The 20,292-nt window shown below is 61.6% G+C and carries 18 protein-coding genes and 2 riboswitches; of the genes, 12 read left to right on the top strand and 6 right to left on the bottom strand.

Annotation, left to right across the window (positions count from 1 at the left end; genetic code table 11):
• The first annotated feature begins 648 nt into the window (after positions 1-648).
• Entirely contained in the window at positions 649-1,233 is a 585-nt protein-coding gene (nfuA, locus tag HKK55_RS11665) for a Fe-S biogenesis protein NfuA (RefSeq protein ID WP_003173594.1), read from the top strand.
• 217 nt (positions 1,234-1,450) lie between these two features.
• Here nfuA and cobM read toward each other — a convergent pair whose 3' ends face one another.
• From cobM to fabF, 5 genes are all read right to left on the bottom strand, one after another.
• Entirely contained in the window at positions 1,451-2,197 is a 747-nt protein-coding gene (cobM, locus tag HKK55_RS11660) for a precorrin-4 C(11)-methyltransferase (protein WP_169354816.1), read from the bottom strand.
• A gap of 81 nt (positions 2,198-2,278) precedes the next feature.
• On the bottom strand, positions 2,279-2,683 hold the full coding sequence (locus HKK55_RS11655; protein WP_169354815.1) for a cobalamin biosynthesis protein: 405 nt from the start codon (positions 2,681-2,683) through the stop codon (positions 2,279-2,281).
• A complete protein-coding gene (locus HKK55_RS11650; protein WP_169354814.1) occupies positions 2,680-3,381 on the bottom strand; it encodes a CbtA family protein in 702 nt (233 codons plus the stop codon). Before HKK55_RS11650 ends, HKK55_RS11655 begins: the two co-directional genes overlap by 4 nt.
• An 11-nt stretch (positions 3,382-3,392) precedes the next feature.
• Positions 3,393-3,581, bottom strand: a complete 189-nt coding sequence (locus HKK55_RS11645; RefSeq protein ID WP_024075128.1) for a CbtB-domain containing protein — start codon at positions 3,579-3,581, stop codon at positions 3,393-3,395.
• Positions 3,582-3,677: 96 nt separating this feature from the next.
• Positions 3,678-3,882, bottom strand: a riboswitch (cobalamin riboswitch).
• A gap of 34 nt (positions 3,883-3,916) precedes the next feature.
• Positions 3,917-5,194, bottom strand: a complete 1,278-nt coding sequence (fabF, locus tag HKK55_RS11640; RefSeq protein ID WP_169354813.1) for a beta-ketoacyl-ACP synthase II — start codon at positions 5,192-5,194, stop codon at positions 3,917-3,919.
• Between the two features lie 112 nt (positions 5,195-5,306).
• On the opposite strand from fabF, the gene HKK55_RS11635 reads away from it, so the two are divergent.
• The 5 genes from HKK55_RS11635 to HKK55_RS11615 all read left to right on the top strand — a co-directional run bounded on the left by HKK55_RS11635 (position 5,307) and on the right by HKK55_RS11615 (position 12,615).
• Positions 5,307-5,828, top strand: coding sequence for a helix-turn-helix domain-containing protein (locus HKK55_RS11635; RefSeq protein ID WP_169354812.1), 522 nt, complete (start codon positions 5,307-5,309; stop codon positions 5,826-5,828).
• A riboswitch (cobalamin riboswitch) is annotated at positions 5,825-6,027 on the top strand. (Overlaps the previous gene by 4 nt.)
• Before the next feature lie 92 nt (positions 6,028-6,119).
• Positions 6,120-7,181, top strand: coding sequence for a cobalamin biosynthesis protein CobW (gene cobW, locus HKK55_RS11630; RefSeq protein WP_169354811.1), 1,062 nt, complete (start codon positions 6,120-6,122; stop codon positions 7,179-7,181).
• A gap of 3 nt (positions 7,182-7,184) precedes the next feature.
• Entirely contained in the window at positions 7,185-10,958 is a 3,774-nt protein-coding gene (gene cobN, locus HKK55_RS11625) for a cobaltochelatase subunit CobN (RefSeq protein ID WP_169354810.1), read from the top strand.
• A complete protein-coding gene (locus HKK55_RS11620; protein WP_169354809.1) occupies positions 10,958-11,959 on the top strand; it encodes an ATP-binding protein in 1,002 nt (333 codons plus the stop codon). Before cobN ends, HKK55_RS11620 begins: the two co-directional genes overlap by 1 nt.
• A gap of 53 nt (positions 11,960-12,012) precedes the next feature.
• Positions 12,013-12,615, top strand: a complete 603-nt coding sequence (locus HKK55_RS11615) for a VWA domain-containing protein (RefSeq protein ID WP_169357836.1) — start codon at positions 12,013-12,015, stop codon at positions 12,613-12,615.
• On the opposite strand, the gene HKK55_RS11610 is transcribed toward HKK55_RS11615, so the two are convergent.
• A complete protein-coding gene (locus tag HKK55_RS11610; RefSeq protein WP_169354808.1) occupies positions 12,572-13,558 on the bottom strand; it encodes a DUF1853 family protein in 987 nt (328 codons plus the stop codon). The two genes, HKK55_RS11615 and HKK55_RS11610, sit on opposite strands and share 44 nt — an antisense overlap.
• A 114-nt stretch (positions 13,559-13,672) precedes the next feature.
• On the opposite strand from HKK55_RS11610, the gene HKK55_RS11605 reads away from it, so the two are divergent.
• From HKK55_RS11605 to pepN, 6 genes are read left to right on the top strand one after another with little or no spacing between them, the layout of a single operon-like run.
• Entirely contained in the window at positions 13,673-14,563 is an 891-nt protein-coding gene (locus HKK55_RS11605) for an NAD(+) kinase (RefSeq protein WP_003217892.1), read from the top strand.
• Complete coding sequence (locus HKK55_RS11600) at positions 14,560-15,534, top strand: metallophosphoesterase (protein ID WP_169357835.1); 975 nt, start codon at positions 14,560-14,562, stop codon at positions 15,532-15,534. The genes HKK55_RS11605 and HKK55_RS11600 overlap by 4 nt, the downstream gene beginning before the upstream one ends.
• A complete protein-coding gene (locus tag HKK55_RS11595; protein ID WP_169354807.1) occupies positions 15,531-16,400 on the top strand; it encodes a rhomboid family intramembrane serine protease in 870 nt (289 codons plus the stop codon). Before HKK55_RS11600 ends, HKK55_RS11595 begins: the two co-directional genes overlap by 4 nt.
• 27 nt (positions 16,401-16,427) lie before the next feature.
• Entirely contained in the window at positions 16,428-16,688 is a 261-nt protein-coding gene (locus HKK55_RS11590; protein ID WP_169354806.1) for a YeaC family protein, read from the top strand.
• Positions 16,685-17,515 carry a DUF2797 domain-containing protein gene (locus HKK55_RS11585; protein ID WP_178128843.1) on the top strand — a complete coding sequence of 277 codons (831 nt, stop codon included), beginning with the start codon at positions 16,685-16,687 and terminating at the stop codon, positions 17,513-17,515. Before HKK55_RS11590 ends, HKK55_RS11585 begins: the two co-directional genes overlap by 4 nt.
• A 13-nt stretch (positions 17,516-17,528) precedes the next feature.
• The gene (gene pepN / locus HKK55_RS11580; protein ID WP_169354804.1) at positions 17,529-20,186 is read left to right on the top strand and encodes an aminopeptidase N; all 2,658 of its coding nucleotides are present in this window, start codon (positions 17,529-17,531) and stop codon (positions 20,184-20,186) included.
• Positions 20,187-20,292 lie beyond the last annotated feature (106 nt).

Below are 20,292 nucleotides of genomic sequence, written 5' to 3'. Positions count from 1 at the left end.
GTGGTTTAACGGGGCGCCTAGATCAAAATCAAAAGCAGAGCAGAGCAGAGCAGATCAAAGCAGATCAACAGCCAAGCTGCTTTTTTTGCTTTTCTGTGGGAGCTGGCTTGCCTGCGATGGCATCACCTCGGTGTTCCTGAAAGACCGAGTTGCCTGCATCGCAGGCAAGCCAGCTCCCACAGTCCACCGTGCCCGCTTTTGATTTTGCCTTTGCCTCACACCACTCAAGCCGGCTGGTAGGCCGCTGTGTTCTTGATCTGCTTTTGACGTTGATCTTAGGCGCCCCGTTAAACCACGCTGGCTGAACGCAGGCCTTGGTCCGTGGGTAAACCGGCAGGACGCCGGTTTAGCCGCACTGGGCCAAGGATGGCCCATTGCGGCGGCCCACGGAGCAAGGCCGGAGTGAGGGCACACCGAGCCTAGGCGAGGTGCCGAGTGGTGGGGCAAGAGCCCTTTTGGTTACTTTTGGGGCTCTTTTCCAAAAGTGACCCGCTGTAAGAGCGGAACCAATAGCAGCCGTGACCGCAACAACGGATATGCCCACCAACCCCATCTCCCCCAAAAAAGCCTATCCCGACAAAAACACTAGGACTTTGTACCTCCGTAATAATTTGGCGTAAACTGCGGGCAAGCCTGTGAGGAGTTTCCATGACTGCCATAACCATTACCGACGCCGCCCACGATTACCTGGCTGATCTGCTGTCCAAGCAGAACACCCCAGGCATCGGCATCCGCGTCTTCATCACCCAGCCCGGCACTCAGTACGCCGAGACGTGCATTGCCTACTGCAAACCGGGCGAAGAAAAACCCGAAGATACCGCCCTGGGGCTGAAAAGCTTCACCGCGTATATCGACGCGTTCAGCGAAGCCTTCCTCGACGATGCGGTGGTCGACTACGCCACCGATCGCATGGGCGGCCAATTGACCATCAAGGCGCCCAACGCCAAGGTGCCAAACGTCAACGCTGACAGCCCGGTCAACGAGCGCATCAATTACTACCTGCAAACCGAAATCAACCCGGGCCTTGCGAGTCACGGCGGTCAGGTCAGCCTGATCGATGTGGTCGAAGACGGCATCGCCGTGTTGAAATTCGGTGGTGGTTGCCAGGGCTGTGGCCAGGCGGACGTGACCTTGCGCGAAGGCATCGAGCGCACTCTGTTGGAGCGGATCCCCGAGCTCAAGGGTGTACGTGACGTGACCGACCACACGCAGAAAGAAAACGCCTACTATTAAGGCGTTCGTTGCGAACAAAAAACGGCGCCCCGCGAGCGCCGTTTTTTTATGCCTATAATTCAATGTATTACGGATGCTTTATGACGTTAAAGGTTAAGTGTGGGAGCCGGGCTTGCCCGCGATAGCGATAGGGCTGCCAACATCAATGCGGGCTGTGCCACCGTCATCGCGGGCAAGCCCGGCTCCCACAGGGTTTTGCATGGGGCTCAGAATTTGCTCAGGGGCGGTAGAGGTGGGCATGCCCCGCACGATAGAGCGATGACTCACGGAAGCTGTCACTGGCCAACACCCGGCCCACCACAATCAACGCCGTACGCCTGAAACCCTTGGCCGCGACTTTCTCGGCAATATCCGCGAGAGTCCCAATAACCCAGTCCTGATCCGGCCACGTCGCACGGTGCACCACGGCAATCGGGCAATCCGCGCCGTAATGGGGCAGCAGCTCAGCGACGATCTTCTCCAGATGATTGACCCCCAGGTGAATCGCCATCGTCGTGCCATGCTGGGCCAGGCTGCTGAATGCCTCACCTGCCGGCATTGCGATTTTATCGGCATAACGGGTCAGGATCACGCTCTGGGCAATGTCCGGCAGCGTCAGTTCGGTCTCCAGCAGCGCGGCGCAGGCCGCCACGGCTGTTACGCCTGGAATGATCTGAAACGGTATTCCCAGCGCTCTCAAGCCGCGGATCTGCTCGCCAATCGCGCCATAGAGGCTGGGGTCGCCGGAATGCACCCGAGCCACATCCTGGCCCTTTTCGTGGGCGACTTTAATCAGCTCGATGATCTGTTCCAGGTGCAGTTCAGCGCTGTTGACCACCTGTTCCGCCTGATGACCTTCCAGCACGGCCGCCGGTACCAGGGAGCCGGCATAGATGATCACCGGGCAGCTGCGAATCAGTCGCTGGCCCTTGACGGTGATCAGCTCCGGGTCGCCGGGGCCGGCGCCGATGAAAAAGACGGTCATGGATGCTTTCCTGTGCAAACGCGTGCGAGCAAGGCTTCAGATGAAGATTGCTCATGATCGAGGGGCACGATTATCGGGAATTTAGCCGGCACACGCCAATGCAAAGGTGGCCTGGGCGTTTTTTTGGCGGGTGATCAGCAGTGAGGCAGAGGCCTGAGCCATGGATTCGGCCAGGGCCAGGGCCGCGCTTTCGGCGATGCCGTAGCAACCGGTATGTGCATGGGCGATGGGCGACTTATGGCTCAATCGAGCTTCATAACCCGCCAATTGCTCGGCACTGAAAAACTGCAGTGGCAGATCCAGGACCTTGGCCAGCGCCAGCAGTCCCGGCTCATCCTGTTTACGGTCGATGCTGGCCAGTGCAATGACGTGCCGGCGTTCGATCCCCCTGGCATCGAGGGCCGCATTGAACAGGTTGAGCAGGGTGTCGACGCCACAGCCCCGCCGGCAACCCAGGCCAACCACCAGGGTTGGCACGGTGTTCATGCTGAGTACTGATCGTCACGATTGCGGCGAAACAGCCAGGCACTGATCAGGCCCAAGGCCAGCCAGAACGCAACGTTGGTCAGCTGCGAGGCAATCTTGAACTGTGCTTCCAGGGCTTCAGGCGCCAGCATCGAATGGACTTCCGGTTGCGGCGCGCCAATCACGTGAGGCACCACTAGAATCGCCACGCCCAGCGCTTTCAGCAGCCAGTTGTGCCCGAACACAATCAACGCGATACCGGTAGCGGTGGAGGCCGCAGCACCGATCCACCAGATTTGCCGTTGCGCCAAGTCGGCGGCCGCAGTGCCCGGTAGCTCAGGCGGCAAGCCAAGGGTCGGCGCCAGCACGAAAGTGGCGTAACCGGCCAAGCCCCACAGCAGGCCTTGGGCCGTGCGGGTTGGCGCGCGCAAGGTGTAGAGACCCGCCAGCATCAGGGCAAAACCAACAGCGACCACCAGGTTACCGCCGGTGGTGGACAGCACGCGCTGCCAACCGTCTGCCGGCTCCCAGGCTTCGGCGTCATGGCCGTGAGCGGCGGCCGCGCCATCGGCGTGTTCATGCAATTCGGTGGCCGGGGCTTTCTCGAAGGTTTCCGCCTGGAGAATCAACGGGGCGACCCAGAAGCTTTGCAGCAGGGTCAGCAGCAGGGCGGCCAGCAGGCCAGTGAAACCTGCGGTTTGCGCAATACGCTTGATCATGTCGGCAGGTCTCAGTGGCACGGGAATGCGGCGCTGTGGCGGGTATCGTGGGCGGCGTTGTGCACGGCCTCGATATGCGAGAAACCGGCGAAATACACCAGGCACGCACCGAGGATCGACGCGCCAATGGCAGCGGTCAGGCGTTGGCTCAAGGTGGCAGTGCTGCTGGCGGTGTGCGAGGTGCTGCTGATGATCGACATGGCGCGTCCCTTTTCGAGTGTCAGGGTGAAACGAGCGCATGAAAACCCCGCGAGCCAGGCACGCAGGGCCTTAACAGCGCCCGCCCACCGCGGGTTTGTTATCTGATTTTTTCGGGCCGGTCTCCGGGCTTGCGAGGGACTTGACGTCAAAAAGCATCGCCTTCCCATGTCGTGTCGACACAGTGGCTCTGACGCTTCGCTCGCTTACCGTTGCGGGGGCAGCACCGGACTCGTCATAACCTCATGACTCACCGGTTTCCCGTTTCACCCTGTGAAGGGCACCCGAAACAAGATGTGTAGGAGAGCATGGGCGGGGATTCACGTCAAATACGCGATTACAAGCGTAAGTCCCAGCGCTTGAACAGCACGCTAGCGTTGACGCCGCCAAACCCGAACCCGTTGGATATCGCATATTCAATAGGCATCGACCGGGCTGCACCGCGCACCAAGTCAAGTCCTGCAGCCGCATCGTCCGGGTGGTCCAGGTTCAGCGTGGCGGGGGCAATCTGGTCGCGCAAGGCGAGTACCGTGAATATCGCCTCGATTCCTCCTGCGGCACCTAGCAGGTGACCGGTTGCCGACTTCGTTGCGCTGATCGCAACGCCTGCGTGTGCGCCGAATAACGCGTTGATGGCCGCCAACTCGCCGTTATCACCCACCGGGGTCGACGTTGCATGGGCGTTCAAATGCTGGATCTGCGCCGCAGTGATCCCCGCCTGTTGGATCGCCAGCTCCATTGCCCTGCGGGCACCAGACCCATCTTCCGGGCCGGAGGTCATGTGATAGGCGTCGGCGCTGGTGCCGTATCCCACCAGCTCCGCGATGGGGGTCGCGCCCCGGGCCAGCGCATGTTCGAGTTCTTCGATGACCAACAATCCGGCACCTTCGCCCATGACAAAACCGTCGCGGCCTTGATCGAAGGGGCGTGAGGCCAGCTCAGGAGTGGCGTTATAGCTGTGGGACAACGCGCGCGCAGCGGCAAAACCGCCCAGGCTGACCCGGTGAATACAGGCTTCGGCGCCGCCGCAAACGGCGATGTCGATTTCTCCCGCGCGAATCATCCGGGCTGCGTCGCCAATCGCTTGCACACCGGCGGCGCAGGCTGTGACGGGGGAGCCGAGCGGGCCTTTTAGCTGATGCTGGATCGACACATGCCCGGCGGCCATGTTGCCGAGGAACGAGGGAATGGTGAACGGCGACAAGCGTCGCGGGCCTTTGCTGTCCGCGGTCCGCACCGCCTCGGCAATCGCCGGAAAGCCGCCGACGCCGGAGGCAATAATGGTCGCGGTACGTTCCTGTTGCGATGCAGTTTGCGGATTCCAGCCGGCCTGGGCCAGGGCTTCTTGAGCGGCGGCCAGGGCAAACACGATGAAGCGGTCCATCTTGCGCTGTTCTTTGGCCGGGATGACGGTGTCCGGGTCAAACCCGGCTTCAGGGTCCTGAATGCGGTCCAGCACTTGCCCACCAATGCTGATCGCCAGGTCGCCGACCAGTTGCTCCGGCAGTCGGCGTATCCCGGAGTGGCCCGCCAACAAGCGTTTCCACGTCTGTTCCACGCCGCTCCCCAAAGGGGTCACTGCACCCATGCCGGTCACAACAATTCGCTTATTCATGATCGCTCAGCTCCGCAATTTCTGGTTGGTAGCAATGCATGGACGAAGCTATCATCATGAAAGTAACTTCGAGTAGCGAAAATATTCCGGGTTTCCCCATAGAGGAACTGCAATGCAACGCAAGTCGCTGGTAAATGCCGAGTGCCCGGTGGCGCGCGGGCTGGAAAGGGTGGGTGAGTGGTGGAGCATTCTGATCATGCGTGATGCGCTGCAGGGCTTGAGGCGCTTTGACGAGTTTTCCCAGAGCCTGGATATTGCGCCCAACATGCTCACGCGCCGGTTGAATACGCTGGTGGAGGGCGGACTGCTGGAGCGCCGGCGCTACAGTGAGCGGCCGCCGCGTTTTGAATATGTGCCGACGCCCGCCGGTGAGGATTTCAGGATCGTGATCATGGCGTTCGTGGGGTGGGGCAACCGGCACTTCGCGCCGGAGGGCGAAAGCCTGCAGATGGTCGATGCCGCGACCGCCCGTCCAGTGGCGGTGGCGGTGGTTGACGTTGCCCAGGGGGCTATCGTGCCGATGGAACAATGCCGCGTACGGGCTGGACCCGCGGCGAGCGAAGGCATGCTGGAGCGTTTGGCGTTGATACACACCAAACGTTCGGAGATTGACCCTTCCTCGTGCACTGCGTAGCCTTGCGCCTTCGAGGTTCTTCGGCCCAGGCCGAAGCTAAGAAGGGAACGCGGTCAATGCCGCGGCTGCCCCCGCAACTGTAAAGGGTTTATCTGACTGCCACGCCACTGCCTGAACCAGGCGGGAAGGCGCAGCCAGCGCCAGTCGAACGACTGGCAAGCCCCAAGCCAGGAGACCTGCCTCGCAACGATTCTCAACTTTCAACCGGGCGGGGTGATCCGGTGGCGAAACAGGTTTCTGCGTGCCGTCGCAGGGCCAGTCGTCCCGTATGCCCGCCCCAAAGGGCATCCGATGAAAACACTGGCCAAACTCCCCGTCACCATCGTTACCGGCTTCCTCGGTTCGGGCAAGACCACCTTGCTGCGCCACATGCTGGACAACGCTCAGGGCCGCCGTATCGCGGTGATCGTCAACGAGTTCGGCGAGTTGGGCATTGATGGCGAAATCCTCAAGCAATGCTCCATCGGCTGCACCGAAGAAGAAGCCAACGGCCGCGTTTACGAGCTGGCTAACGGTTGCCTGTGCTGCACGGTCCAGGAAGAGTTCTTTCCGGTGATGCGCGAGTTGGTGGCCCGTCGCGGCGACCTCGACCATATCCTCATCGAAACCTCGGGACTGGCCCTGCCAAAACCGCTGGTCCAGGCCTTCCAGTGGCCGGAAATTCGTAGCGCCTGCACCGTTGACGCAGTGATCACCGTGGTCGACAGCCCGGCCGTGGCGGCTGGCACCTTCGCTGCGTTCCCGGATCAAGTGGATGCCCAGCGCAAACTCGACCCTAATCTTGACCACGAATCGCCGCTGCACGAGCTGTTCGCCGACCAACTGGCCAGCGCCGACCTGGTGATCCTCAACAAATCCGACTTGATCAGCCCCGAAGACCTGGCCCGCGTACGCCTGGAAGTCGCCGAGGAGCTGCCGCCAGCGGTCAAGATCATCGAAGCCAGCAGTGGTCGTTTGCCGCTGGATGTACTGATTGGCCTGGGTGCCGGTTCCGAAGAGCACATCGACGGCCGTCACAGCCATCACGATCATCACCACGAAGGTGAAGACGACCATGATCACGACGCATTTGACTCGATCTCCATCGAACTGCCGCAAGCCGACGAAAGCCTGTTGCTCGACGCATTGACTCAACTGGTGGTCCAGCACGGCATCCTGCGGGTCAAGGGCTTCGCGGCTATTCCCAACAAACCAATGCGCCTGCTGATCCAGGGTGTAGGCACCCGTTTCGACAAACACTTCGACCGCGCCTGGCGTGCCGATGAGCGGCGCGCGACTCATCTGGTGCTGATCGGCCAGGAACTGGATGCCACCTTGCTCGAAGCGCAACTGCGCGCTGCCCTCAGCGTTTAAGCCATGCACCTGCTCAGGACCCAGCCCGGGGGTTTCGTCTCGGATGACAACATTGCCGACCTTGGACAAACCCCGGCCGAGCTGGTGGTTTTGTGCAGCGGCGATTCCAGCCTGGCGCTGCTGGCCGAAGCCGCACAGCAATTGCCTGCGGACTACCCGAGCCTGCGCCTGGCCAACCCGATGCAGGTGCAGAATCATGCGTCGGTCGACTTGTATGTGGATGAGGTGCTGCGTCACGCCAAGGTCATCCTGATCTCGCTCCACGGCGGGATTGCTTATTGGCGTTACGGCATTGAGCGCCTGGTGGAGTTGGCGCAGCGCGGCGTTCAACTGATTCTGGTGCCGGGGGACGATCGTCCGGACCCGGAGCTCAGCGGCCTCAGCACCGTGAGTATGGAGGCGCGTGACCGCCTCTGGCACTTCCTGCGCCAGGGCGGCATGGGCAATGCGCTGGATTTCTATCGCTGCCTGGCCACGACTTACCTGGGGCGCGATTACGCCTGGGCCGAGCCACAGGTGCTGCCACGCACGGCGATTTATCACCCGCATAAAGCCAATGCCAGCCTGAGCGATTGGCAGGCTGACTGGCAGGCCGGGCTCCCGGTGGCGGCGGTGTTGTTCTATCGCTCTCATTTGCAGGCGGCCAACACCGCTTTTATCGATGTGTTTTGCCAACGCTTACAGGCTGCGGGTCTCAACCCGTTGCCCATTGCGGTGGCCAGTTTGAAAGAGCCCGGCTGCCTGACGGTGGTCGAGGACTGGCTGGATGAGGTGCAGGCGTCGGTGATTCTCAACACCACCGGCTTTGCCCAGTCCAGCCCCGAAGCGCCGCACCTGCGGCCGTTTCGCCGCAACATCCCGGTGATCCAGGCCATCTGCGCCCAGGACAACGAACCTGCCTGGCAAGCCAGCGAGCAAGGCCTCGGCCCCCGTGATCTGGCGATGCATATTGCCTTGCCGGAGCTGGACGGGCGGATCATCAGCCGGCCCATCAGCTTCAAGGACCTGGCCTGGCGCAGCGAGCGCAGTCAGTCCGATGTGGTGTGCTACCGGGCGCAACCGGAGCGCATGGATTTTGTCGCCGAACTGGCAAGGCGCTGGGTCGAACTGGCGCGGGTGCCCAATAGCGAAAAGCGTATTGCGCTGATTCTTGCCAACTATCCGACCCGCGATGGGCGCATTGGCAACGGCGTCGGTCTTGATACCCCGGCGGCGGCACTGAATATCCTTCGGGCGCTGAAAATCGAGGATTACCCGTTGCCGGACGAGCTGCCGGCAAGCGGTACGGCATTGATTCAAGCGCTGTTGGGTGGCGTCAGCAACGACCTCGACAGCCTCGATCTGCGTCCTTGCCATCAAAGCCTGGGGCTGGACGACTACGAGGCAATGTTCAAGCGCCTGCCCGAGGCCAACCGCCAAGCCGTATTGGAGCGCTGGGGCTCTCCCCACAATGATCCGATGTTCCGTGACGGCCGCATGATGATCGCCGGCCTGCGTTTTGGCCTGACCTTCGTCGGCATTCAGCCCGCCCGGGGTTATCAGGTGGATGCCAGCGCTGTGTACCACGACCCGGATCTGGTGCCGCCTCACGGTTATCTGGCGTTCTACTTCTGGTTGCGCCAGACCTACGGCACCCATGCGGTGGTCCACGTCGGCAAACACGGCAACCTGGAGTGGCTGCCGGGTAAGGGCGTCGGGCTGTCGGAAAACTGCTGGCCGGATGCGTTGCTGGGGCCGCTGCCGAATATCTATCCCTTTATTGTCAACGACCCGGGCGAGGGCGCCCAGGCCAAACGTCGTACCCAGGCAGTGATCATCGATCACCTGATGCCGCCGCTGACCCGTGCCGAAACCTACGGGCCGTTGCGCAACCTGGAGTTGCTGGCGGACGAGTATTACGAAGCACAACTGCTTGATCCGCGCCGTGCCCGGGAGTTGCAAAAGGACATTCTCAAGTTGGTGCGGGAAACCCGTATCGACCAGGAGCTGGCGCTGGACGAAAACCTCGACAGCGATGCCGATGCGGCCATCTGGTTGCCACGCCTGGACACGTACTTGTGTGACTTGAAGGAGTCGCAGATCCGCGACGGTCTGCACATTTTCGGTGAGTCGCCAGTGGGGCGCTTGCGTATCGACACCCTGCTGGCATTGCTACGCATTCCGCGAGGCGACGGCCGCGGGCCGCAATCGAGTTTGTTGCGGGTGCTGGCCAAGGCGTTTGAACTGGGCTTCGATCCGTTGGATTGCGCGCTGGCCGAACCGTGGACCGGGCGTCGTCCCGAGGTCCTGCAGAAGATTGACCCACAGTTGTGGCGTACGGCGGGCGACACCCGTGAACGTCTGGAACTCTACGCTGCGCGCCTGATCGAGCAGTCCCTGGAGGGCGCACTTGAGCAGCTTGAAGAGCCAGGCTGGCAAGACGTCAAAGGTGTGATCGAGAGCCTGCGTATTGTCGTCGCTCCGCGCCTGGATGCTTGCGGCCCGGCGGAAATGCGCGGTTTGCTGGATGCCCTGTGCGGGCGTTTCGTGCCGGCCGGTCCCAGCGGCGCACCCAGCCGTGGCCGTCTGGATGTGCTGCCTACCGGACGCAACTTTTTCTCGGTGGATGTGCGCAACCTGCCCACCACCACGGCCTGGCGTATTGGCTTCCAGTCGGCAACCCTGATTCTTGAGCGGCATTTGCAGGACCACGGTGACCACCTGCGCCAACTCGGCCTGTCGGTGTGGGGCACCGCTACCATGCGCACCGGGGGTGACGATATCGCCCAAGCTATGGCACTGATGGGCGTGCGTCCGGTATGGGCCACGGGCAGTCAGCGGGTGGATGACTTTGAAATCCTGCCCCTGAGCCTGCTGGATCGCCCACGCGTTGATGTGACGTTGCGGGTGTCCGGGTTCTTCCGGGACGCCTTCGCCAATCTGATCCGCCTGTTCGACGCGGCCGTGCAAGCCGTGGCGGCGCTGGATGAGCCGGATGACATGAACCCGCTGGCGGCCAAGGTGCGCAGCGAACGCGAAGCCTTGCGCCTGTCCGGACTGGATGACGAGGCTGCGGCAAAACAGGCCGGCTGGCGAATCTTCGGTGCCAAGCCCGGTGCCTATGGCGCGGGCGTGCAGGGGGCGATTGACGGTCGTCTTTGGCAGAGCCGAGAAGACCTGGCCGAGGTTTACCTCAACTGGGGTGGCTACGCTTATGGCGGTTCCGACGAAGGCACTGCCGCCCGTGAACAGTTCGCTCAGCGTTTGAGCCAGGTCCAGGCAGTGTTGCAGAACCAGGACAACCGCGAGCATGACGTGCTCGATTCCAACGATTACTACCAGTTCCAGGGCGGTATGCTCGCTGCCGTGGAAACCCTGAGCGGTGATAGGGCCGCCAGTTATCACGGCGACCACAGCCAGCCGGACTTACCGAAGATCCGCACCTTGAAAGAAGAGCTGAACCGGGTAATCCGTGCCCGGGCGGCCAATCCGAAGTGGATCGAAGGAGTCAAGCGCCATGGCTATAAAGGTGCGTTCGAGATGGCGGCGACCGTGGACAACCTGTTTGCCTTCGACGCCACTACGGCGCTGATCGATGATCATCAATATGCGTTGCTGGCTGATGCCTATTTACTGGATCCCGACACCCGCGAATTTGTGCAGCAGCACAACCCGGCCGCCTTGCGAGAGATGACTGAGCGCATGCTGGAAGCCCAGCAGCGAGGTATGTGGCAGGAACCCGGGGCCTATCGTGAGGCGTTGGAAAATTTGTTGTTGGATATAGAAGAAGACAGTTGATGACCGACCTCCCTCATTTCCCGCTGTCCGCCGTCGTTGGCGCCGACGACCTCAAACTGGCCCTGTGCCTGACCGCCATCGACCCGAAAATCGGTGGCGTGTTGATCGAGGGCCCTCGGGGGATGGCCAAATCTACCCTGGCCCGTGGCCTGGCGGATTTGTTGGCGAGCGGCCAGTTCGTCACGCTGCCCCTGGGCGCCACCGAGGAGCGCCTGGTGGGCACCCTCGACTTGGACGCCGCGCTGAGCGAAGGCCGCGCGCAATTTTCCCCCGGCGTGCTGGCCAAGGCGGATGGCGGCGTGTTGTACGTCGATGAGGTCAATTTGCTGCCTGACCATCTGGTGGACCTGCTGCTGGACGTGGCGGCCAGCGGCACCAACCTGATCGAGCGCGACGGCATTTCCCACCGCCATTCGGCGCGCTTTGTACTGATTGGCACGATGAACCCGGAAGAAGGTGAGCTGCGCCCGCAGTTACTTGATCGGTTTGGTTTCAATGTGGCGTTGAGCGGGCAAACGCTGCCTGCGCAACGGAGGCAGATCATTCGCCGCAGGCTGGATTTTGACAGCGATCCCGAAGCTTTCTGCGCACAGTGGGCCGGTCAGCAGGCCGCGTTACGTGAGCGCTGCACACAGGCCCGGGCGCTACTGGAGAGCATCCCACTGGATGATCAGGCCTTGGGGCAAATTACCGAGCGCTGCTTTGCGGCCGGCGTCGACGGTTTGCGTGCCGATCTGGTCTGGTTGCGCGGCGCGAGAGCGCATGCGGCGTGGCGTGGGGCGGCGGCTATCCGTGAGGAAGATATCGACGCGGTGGCGGAGTTTGCCCTGCGACATCGGCGTCAGGAGCCGTCCAGTCCTGCGAGCCCGTCAAATGGCCAGTCATCAAAGCCTTCTGATCCATCGCCTTCCGAGGGGCAGGGCCAGTGGGGCGACATGCCTGCACCTGCTTTGCCCGTGGGCGCCCGGCGAGATGTGCCTGCCTGGCCAAAAAAGCCCTAGGCATTCGCCCTCGACTTGACGCGGGGGCGGATGCCCGGCCCAAAGCGGGCCGACTGGACAAGGGCCGGCAAGGGCCGGCGCGCAGTGCTGTACAAGGTTCAGTCAACTGGCCGGGCACTTTGCTCGGCGGGCGGCCGCAATGCCGTGAAGACCTGTTGTACCGCCTGCGTAGCCGATCACCCCATGAGTTGTGGTTGGTGATTGTCGATGCCTCGGCTTCCACTCGGCGACATCAGGCCTTGAGTGACGCCAAGGGCTTTCTGGCTCAGCTGTTTGACGATGCTTACCGCCAACGGGCGCGGATGGCATTGCTCACGGTGAGCGGGCCGTCACCCAAGTGGCAAGTACAGGGGCTGAGGGCGGCCAAAGGGTTAAGTCAGTGGCTCGACGGCCTGGGGGCGGGCGGTGGCACGCCATTGCTGGCGGCGCTGAGTGAAGCCGGTCATTGGCTGGCGGCCCGGCGCAAGCGTTATCCGGCGGAGCAGCAGCGCTTGCTGGTGATCACGGATGGCCGGCTCAAGGATGTCATGCCGTTGCCGCAGCTCGATTGCCCGGGACTACTGGTGGATATAGAGCGGGGGCCCATTCGGCTGGGGCGGGCACAGGCATTGGCTACGGGGTTACAGGTTGACTATCGGCATATCGATAGCCTGTAAGCGCTGGCACATTCGGCCAAAGATCTGCCACCAGAAACAACCGCTCGGCCTCTTCCCACTCGCCCTCGGTATTTTCAACCAGCCGCACCAGTAATTGTGCGGGCGCCATGGGGTCCAGTTCAGTCAGCCAGTGCAGCATTTTGGTCGGCTCCCATGTTTGATCTGCCGGATAGTGCGCCGGCGCCAGCCAGGCATGGCGGGGCAGGGGTTGCCAGCGGCCGGCCGGGCTTTGCGTGACAAACTCCAACCAGTCCCGCTGATGCAGCCAGCGCCCATTCAAATGCTGCGGATGGACGCCAAGAGGCGCCTGCGCGGTGCCGGGCCATGGGTACAGCAGATAGCCACCCAGCCAAAGGTGCGCATCAAAGTGCTGGATATCCAGCGCCGCCAGGGCTTCGCGGCTTTCCGGGCGGGCGGAGATCGGCAGTTGATGCTGGGCCAGATGGGCCAGCTTGCGGTCCAGCCGGTCGTGACAACCTGGGCCCAGCCATTTGGCCGTGTCGCGTCCATCACCTTCCTGAGGCCCCAGATAAAGTTTGATCGCCAGTTCGAGATGGTGCACACCGTCGCGGTCGCGCAGCAGCATGTCCAACTCACCCAGGGTATGCCCGGCTTGGCGGATTGGCAGGTTGGCCGCCAGCAACTCCACGCCGGGCGCATGCTGTACGGCAAATTGCCAGAGACGCTCGTAATACAGCCCCAGCCGACGGGTGCGGGCCAGGCTCAACCAGTGCTGCAAGGCGCTGCTGTCGTGGTCCAGTTGCCGCAGCCATTGTTCCAGCAGGTGCGGCGCTTGCACCCAGTCGCTGCCTGTCAATGGATGACGCTGCGGCCAAGGCGTTTGCGCCAGCATCGGTGGGGCGAGCATCACCCACGCCAAGTCGCGCACTTCAGGGTGGCGCAGTTGGCGGGGCAGGTTCTGTAAATCAGGGAACAGAGTCATTGTGCGAGTGTAGCCTCGGCAGCGGCTACAGGGCGACGACAAAGAATTTTGTCTAATGCCACCTTTCGCCCATAATCGTTCTTTTTGTCGCCACGCAAACCCCGCAGGAGCCCCATGGAGCAATTTCGCAATATCGGCATTATCGGTCGCCTGGGCAGTACACAGGTCCTGGACACCGTCCGCCGGCTGAAAAAGTTTCTGCTCGAGCGCCACCTGCATGTGATCCTCGAAGACACCATCGCCGAGATTCTGCCGGGTCATGGCCTGCAGACCTCGTCGCGCAAGATGCTCGGCGAAGTCTGTGACATGGTGATCGTGGTCGGCGGCGACGGCAGCCTGCTGGGCGCCGCCCGTGCGTTGGCCCGGCATAACGTGCCGGTGCTGGGGATCAACCGTGGCAGCCTGGGTTTTCTCACCGATATCCGCCCCGATGAATTGGAAGTCGAAGTGGCCAAGGTGCTGGACGGCCACTATCTGGTGGAAAACCGCTTCCTGTTGCAGGCTGAAGTGCGCCGTCACGGCGAAGCCATCGGCCAGGGCGATGCCCTTAACGATGTGGTGCTGCACCCTGGCAAGTCGACGCGGATGATCGAGTTCGAGCTGTATATCGATGGCCAGTTCGTTTGCAGCCAGAAGGCGGACGGCCTGATCGTCGCCACGCCCACCGGCTCCACGGCCTACGCATTGTCTGCCGGCGGTCCGATCATGCATCCCAAGCTGGATGCCATTGTGATCGTGCCGATGTACCCCCATATGTTGTCCAGCAGGCCCATCGTGGTCGACGGTAACAGTGAGCTGAAAATCGTGGTTTCCAAAGACATGCAGATTTACCCGCAAGTCTCCTGCGACGGGCAGAACCATTTCACCTGCGCCCCCGGTGACACCATCACCGTGAGCAAAAAGGCGCAGAAACTGCGGCTGATCCACCCGCTGGACCACAACTATTACGAAGTCTGCCGGACCAAGTTGGGCTGGGGCAGCCGCTTGGGGGGTGGAGGCGACTGATGCTCGATCCCGCGCGTAGCTACGACCTGATTGGTGACGTGCACGGTTGCGCTCATACCCTTGAGCACTTGCTCGACCGGTTGGGTTACCACAAGCAGGGCGGCACCTGGCGCCATCCCACGCGAATGGCGGTGTTCCTCGGCGATATCATCGACCGTGGCCCGCGTATTCGCGAGGCGCTGCATATCGTCCACGACATGGCCGTGGCCGGCCAGGCGTTGTGCATCATGGGCAACCATGAGTTCAACGCCTTGGGCTGGAGCACGTCGGCACCGCCTGGCAGTGGCAAGCAGTTTGTGCGAGAGCATACGCCGCGCCATGCCCGGCTGATCCACGAGACCCTGACCCAGTTCGAACAGCACCCGGCCGATTGGCACGACTTCCTCGGCTGGTTCTACGACATGCCGCTGTTTGTCGACGCTGGGCGTTTCCGTGTGGTCCACGCCTGTTGGGATGATGGCTTTATCGAGCCCCTGCGTTCGAGTTTCCCTGATGGCTGTATCGACCAACACTTTCTGCAGGCGGCCGCCGTACCGGGCAGTTTCGCCAGCAATGCCTTTGATCGCCTGTTGCGGGGTACCGACATGCGCCTGCCGGACGGCTTGACCTTGACCGGCGGCGATGGCCTGACGCGCTCGTTCTTCCGCACCAAGTTCTGGGAAGACGACCCGAAAACCTACGGCGATATCGTCTTCCAGCCTGATGCGCTGCCGGAGCCGGTGGCGGCTACGCCGCTGTCCTCCACGGAGAAAAATTCCCTGCTGCGCTATGGCGTCGACGAGCCGTTGTTGTTCGTCGGCCATTACTGGCGCAGCGGAAAACCGGCGCCGATTCGTCCGAACCTAGCCTGCCTGGATTACAGCGCAGTGCTGTACGGCAAGTTGGTCGCTTATCGGCTGGACCAGGAAACTCGCCTTGATCCACGTAAATTTGTTTGGGTGGATGTCGAGCGCCCCGAGGTGATTTCATGAGTGCCGTTGCGGTATTGCGCCTGCCCCTGAGCGTGGACCTGGCCGGTTTCGTCAAGTTGTTGCAGCGCATGCAAGTGCCCCATCGCGTCAGCGAAGAGGCGGGAGAGCAGGTGCTGTGGGTGCCCGATAACATCAGCGAAGACGTGCGCGTGTTGTACCAACGCTTTCCGGCGGGTGATCCGGACCAGCAATTGGATATTCCACAGCAACCGGTGGCCCCGCGTGCCGGCTTTGTCCAGCAACTACGCCATAGCCCGGTGACTGCGCTGATTCTGTTGCTCAGCGTGATCGTCGGTGCAGTGACGATGCTGGGGGATAACCTGCAAGCCATGAGCTGGCTGACCTTCCTGCAGTTCCAGGTGGTGGGCGAATACCTCCACTTCACACCGTTGGCCGACAGCCTGGCGGCGGGGCAGTGGTGGCGCCTGGTGACGCCGATGCTGATCCACTTCGGCATCCTGCACCTGGCCATGAACGGTATGTGGTACTGGGAGTTGGGGCGGCGCATCGAGGTGCGTCAGGGCAGTATCAACCTGCTCGGCCTGACGCTGCTGTTCAGCCTCGTGTCCAACTACGCTCAATACTATTTTGGTGGCCCGGGTCTGTTCGGCGGATTGTCCGGCGTGTTGTATGGCTTGCTGGGTCACTGCTGGATCTATCAATTGCTTTCGCCAAACCCGGCTTATCGCCTGCCCCGTGGGGTGCTGGTGATGATGCTGGTATGGCTGCTGCTGTGCCTGTCGGGCCTGGTTTCGATGATCGGCTTCGGTGAAATCGCCAACGCCGCGCACGTCGGCGGGCTGGTGGTCGGTTGCCTGACGGGCTTGTTGGGCGGCTTGTACAGCCGTCGTAAACAAGCCCTTTGAATCTCCTATTTGTTAAGGAAGAGCCTTATGTCCTCTTTTGCTGAAATGATCGAAAACATCACCCCGGACATCTACCAGAGCCTCAAGCTCGCCGTGGAAATCGGCAAATGGTCCGATGGTCGCAAACTCACTGCCGAGCAGCGTGAACTGTCCCTGCAGGCGGTAATCGCCTGGGAGCTGCAGAATCTGCCGGAAGACCAGCGCACCGGCTACATGGGGCCACAGGAGTGCGCCTCCAAGTCGGCACCGGTGCCGAACATCCTGTTCAAGTCGGATGCCATCCATTGATTGAGATTGGCCGTGGTGCAGTCAGCAAGATGTCGGCGCAGCTGGGTGAGCCGACCGTTCAATACGCCTTTCGCCTGGGCGATACCGAGGTACCGGTCAACCCATTGATTGGCACCACCGTACGCCTGGAATACCTGGGTTCGATTCATTGCACCCATTGTGGCCGCAAGACCAAGACCAGCTTCAGTCAGGGTTACTGCTACCCGTGCATGACCAAGTTGGCTCAGTGCGACTTGTGCATCATGAGTCCCGAGCGCTGCCATTACGATGCCGGCACCTGCCGCGATCCGGCCTGGGGCGAGAAGTTCTGCATGACCGACCACGTGGTCTACCTGGCTAACTCGTCGGGGATCAAGGTCGGTATCACCCGTGCCAGTCAGCTGCCAACCCGTTGGCTGGACCAGGGAGCGAGCCAGGCATTGCCGATCATGCGCGTTGCTACCCGTCAGCAATCGGGCTTTGTCGAAGACCTGTTCCGCAGCCAGGTGGCCGACAAGACCAACTGGCGCGCACTGCTCAAGGGTGATGCCCAGGCGGTGGACCTCAAGCAGGTGCGCGATGAACTCTTTGCATCCTGCGCCGAAGGTCTGTTGGGGCTGCAAGAACGCTTTGGCCTCCAGGCGATCCAACCGGTAACAGACATCGAGCCGATCGAAATCCGCTACCCGATCGAGCAGTACCCGACCAAGATCGTCAGCTTCAACCTGGACAAGAACCCGATTGCCGAAGGCACGCTGCTGGGGATCAAGGGCCAATACCTGATCTTCGACACCGGCGTTATCAATATTCGTAAATACACGGCCTACCAGCTCGCCGTGCATCAGTAGAAGGACGAAAGCCATGCGCACCGAACAACCGAAGATGATTTACCTCAAGGACTATCAGGCGCCCGAGTACCTGATCGACGAGACGCACCTGACCTTCGAGTTGTTCGAGGACCACAGCCTGGTCCACGCGCAACTGGTGATGCGCCGCAACCCGGCGCGTGGCACGGGCCTGCCGCCGCTGGTGCTGGACGGCCAGCAGTTGGAGTTGCTGTCGGTCAGCCTGGCCGACCGCGAACTGACAGCGGCTGACTACCAGTTGAGCGAAAACCACCTGACGCTGCACCCGACGAGCGACAGCTTTACGCTCGACACCAGCGTCAAGATCCATCCGGAAACCAACACCGCCCTGGAAGGCCTGTACAAATCCAGTGGCATGTTCTGCACCCAGTGCGAGGCCGAGGGTTTCCGCAAGATCACCTATTACCTCGACCGCCCGGATGTGATGAGCAAGTTCACCACCACGGTGATCGCCGAGCAGCACATCTACCCGGTGCTGCTGTCCAACGGCAACCCGATTTCGTCGGGTCCTGGCGAAGACGGCCGGCACTGGGCGACCTGGGAAGACCCGTTCATGAAACCGGCTTACCTGTTTGCGCTGGTAGCGGGTGACCTGTGGTGCGTCGAAGACACCTTCACCACCATGACCCAACGCACCGTGGCGCTGCGCATTTACGTCGAGCCAGAAAACATCGACAAGTGCCAGCACGCTATGACCAGCCTGAAGAAGTCCATGCGCTGGGACGAAGAAGTCTATGGCCGCGAGTACGACCTGGACATCTTCATGATCGTTGCGGTCAATGACTTCAACATGGGTGCGATGGAGAACAAAGGCCTCAATATCTTCAACTCCAGCGCTGTGCTGGCCCGCGCCGAAACCGCCACCGACGCCGCACACCAGCGGGTCGAGGCGATCGTCGCTCATGAATACTTCCACAACTGGTCGGGCAACCGCGTGACCTGCCGTGACTGGTTCCAACTGTCACTCAAGGAAGGCTTCACCGTGTTCCGTGACGGGGGCTTCTCCGCCGACATGAACTCGGCCACGGTCAAGCGCATCCAGGACGTGGCCTACCTGCGCACGCACCAGTTCGCCGAAGATGCCGGCCCGATGGCCCACGCCGTGCGCCCGGACAGCTTTATCGAGATCTCCAACTTCTACACCCTGACCGTGTACGAAAAGGGCTCGGAAGTGGTCGGCATGATCCACACCTTGCTTGGCGCCGAAGGCTTCCGCAAAGGCAGCGATCTGTACTTTGAACGCCATGACGGCCAGGCCGTGACCTGCGATGACTTCATCAAGGCCATGGAAGACGCGAATGGCGCCGACCTGACCCAGTTCAAACGCTGGTACAGCCAGGCCGGTACGCCACGGTTGGCGGTGAGCGAGTCCTACGATGCTGCGGCAAAAACCTACAGCCTGACCTTCCGTCAAAGCTGCCCGGAAACCCCGGACAAGGTCGAAAAACTGCCGTTCGTGATTCCGGTGGAGCTGGGCCTGCTGGACAGCAAAGGCGCCGGTATTGCCTTACGTCTGGCGGGTGAAGCGAAGGCGGGTGCTACGTCCCGAGTGATCTCGGTGACTGAAGCCGAACAGACCTTCACCTTCGTTGAGATCGCCGAACAACCATTGCCTTCGCTGCTGCGTGGCTTCTCGGCGCCGGTGAAACTGAGCTTCCCCTACAGCCGCGATCAGTTGATGTTCCTTATGCAGCACGACAGCGATGGTTTCAATCGCTGGGACGCCGGGCAGCAACTGTCAGTGCAGGTGTTGCAAGAGCTGATCGGCCAACATCAACAGGGCAAGGCGCTGGTGCTGGATCAACGCCTGATCACCGCACTGCGTAGCGTGTTGAGCGACGAAAGCCTGGACCAGGCGATGGTCGCCGAGATGTTGTCACTGCCGAGTGAAGCCTACCTGGCTGAAATCAGCGAAGTGGCAGACGTCGATGCCATTCACGCTGCCCGTGAGTTTGCCCGCAAGCAGTTGGCCGACAGCCTGTTCGAAGGCTTGTGGCTGCGTTACCAGGCCAATCGCGACCTGTCCAAGAAAACGCCATACGTGGCGGCTGCCGAGCATTTCGCCCGGCGCGCGCTGCAAAACATCGCCTTGTCGTACCTGATGCTCAGCGGCAAGCCCGAAGTATTGGCAGCCACCCTGGAACAGTTCGACGCTTGCGACAACATGACCGAACGCCTGACGGCGCTGGCGGTGTTGGTCAACTCACCGTTCGACGCTGAAAAGGCCAACGCCCTGGCGGTGTTTGCCGAGAACTTCAAGGACAACCCGCTGGTCATGGACCAGTGGTTCAGCGTCCAGGCCGGCAGCGGTTTGCCGGGCGCGCTGGAGCGGGTCAAGGCGCTGATGCAGCACCCGGCGTTCAACATCAAGAACCCGAACAAGGTTCGCGCGCTGGTGGGCGCGTTTGCCGGGCAGAATCTGATCAACTTCCATGCGGCAGATGGTTCAGGCTATCGCTTCCTGGCGGACCTTGTGATCGAGTTGAATGCCTTCAACCCGCAGATTGCCTCGCGGCAGTTGGCGCCGCTGACCCGCTGGCGTAAATACGACAGCGCCCGTCAGGCGCTGATGAAGGCCGAACTGGAGCGGATTCGCGCTTCCGGCGAGCTGTCCAGCGATGTGTTTGAAGTGGTCAGCAAAAGCCTCGCTTAACATCCCCGTCGAACGGCCCGTTTTTCACGAAACGGGCCGTTTCTGTTTATACCTTGTCAATTTTTCAGCCCGGTCGAGCAGACTGGAAAATTCCGGCTAGCCTATG

It is taken from the genome of Pseudomonas sp. ADAK18, from assembly GCF_012935695.1.
Classification (GTDB): domain Bacteria; phylum Pseudomonadota; class Gammaproteobacteria; order Pseudomonadales; family Pseudomonadaceae; genus Aquipseudomonas.
The sequence above is the reverse complement of the archived record's forward strand: the minus strand, read 5'-3'. Positions and strand labels throughout refer to the sequence as shown.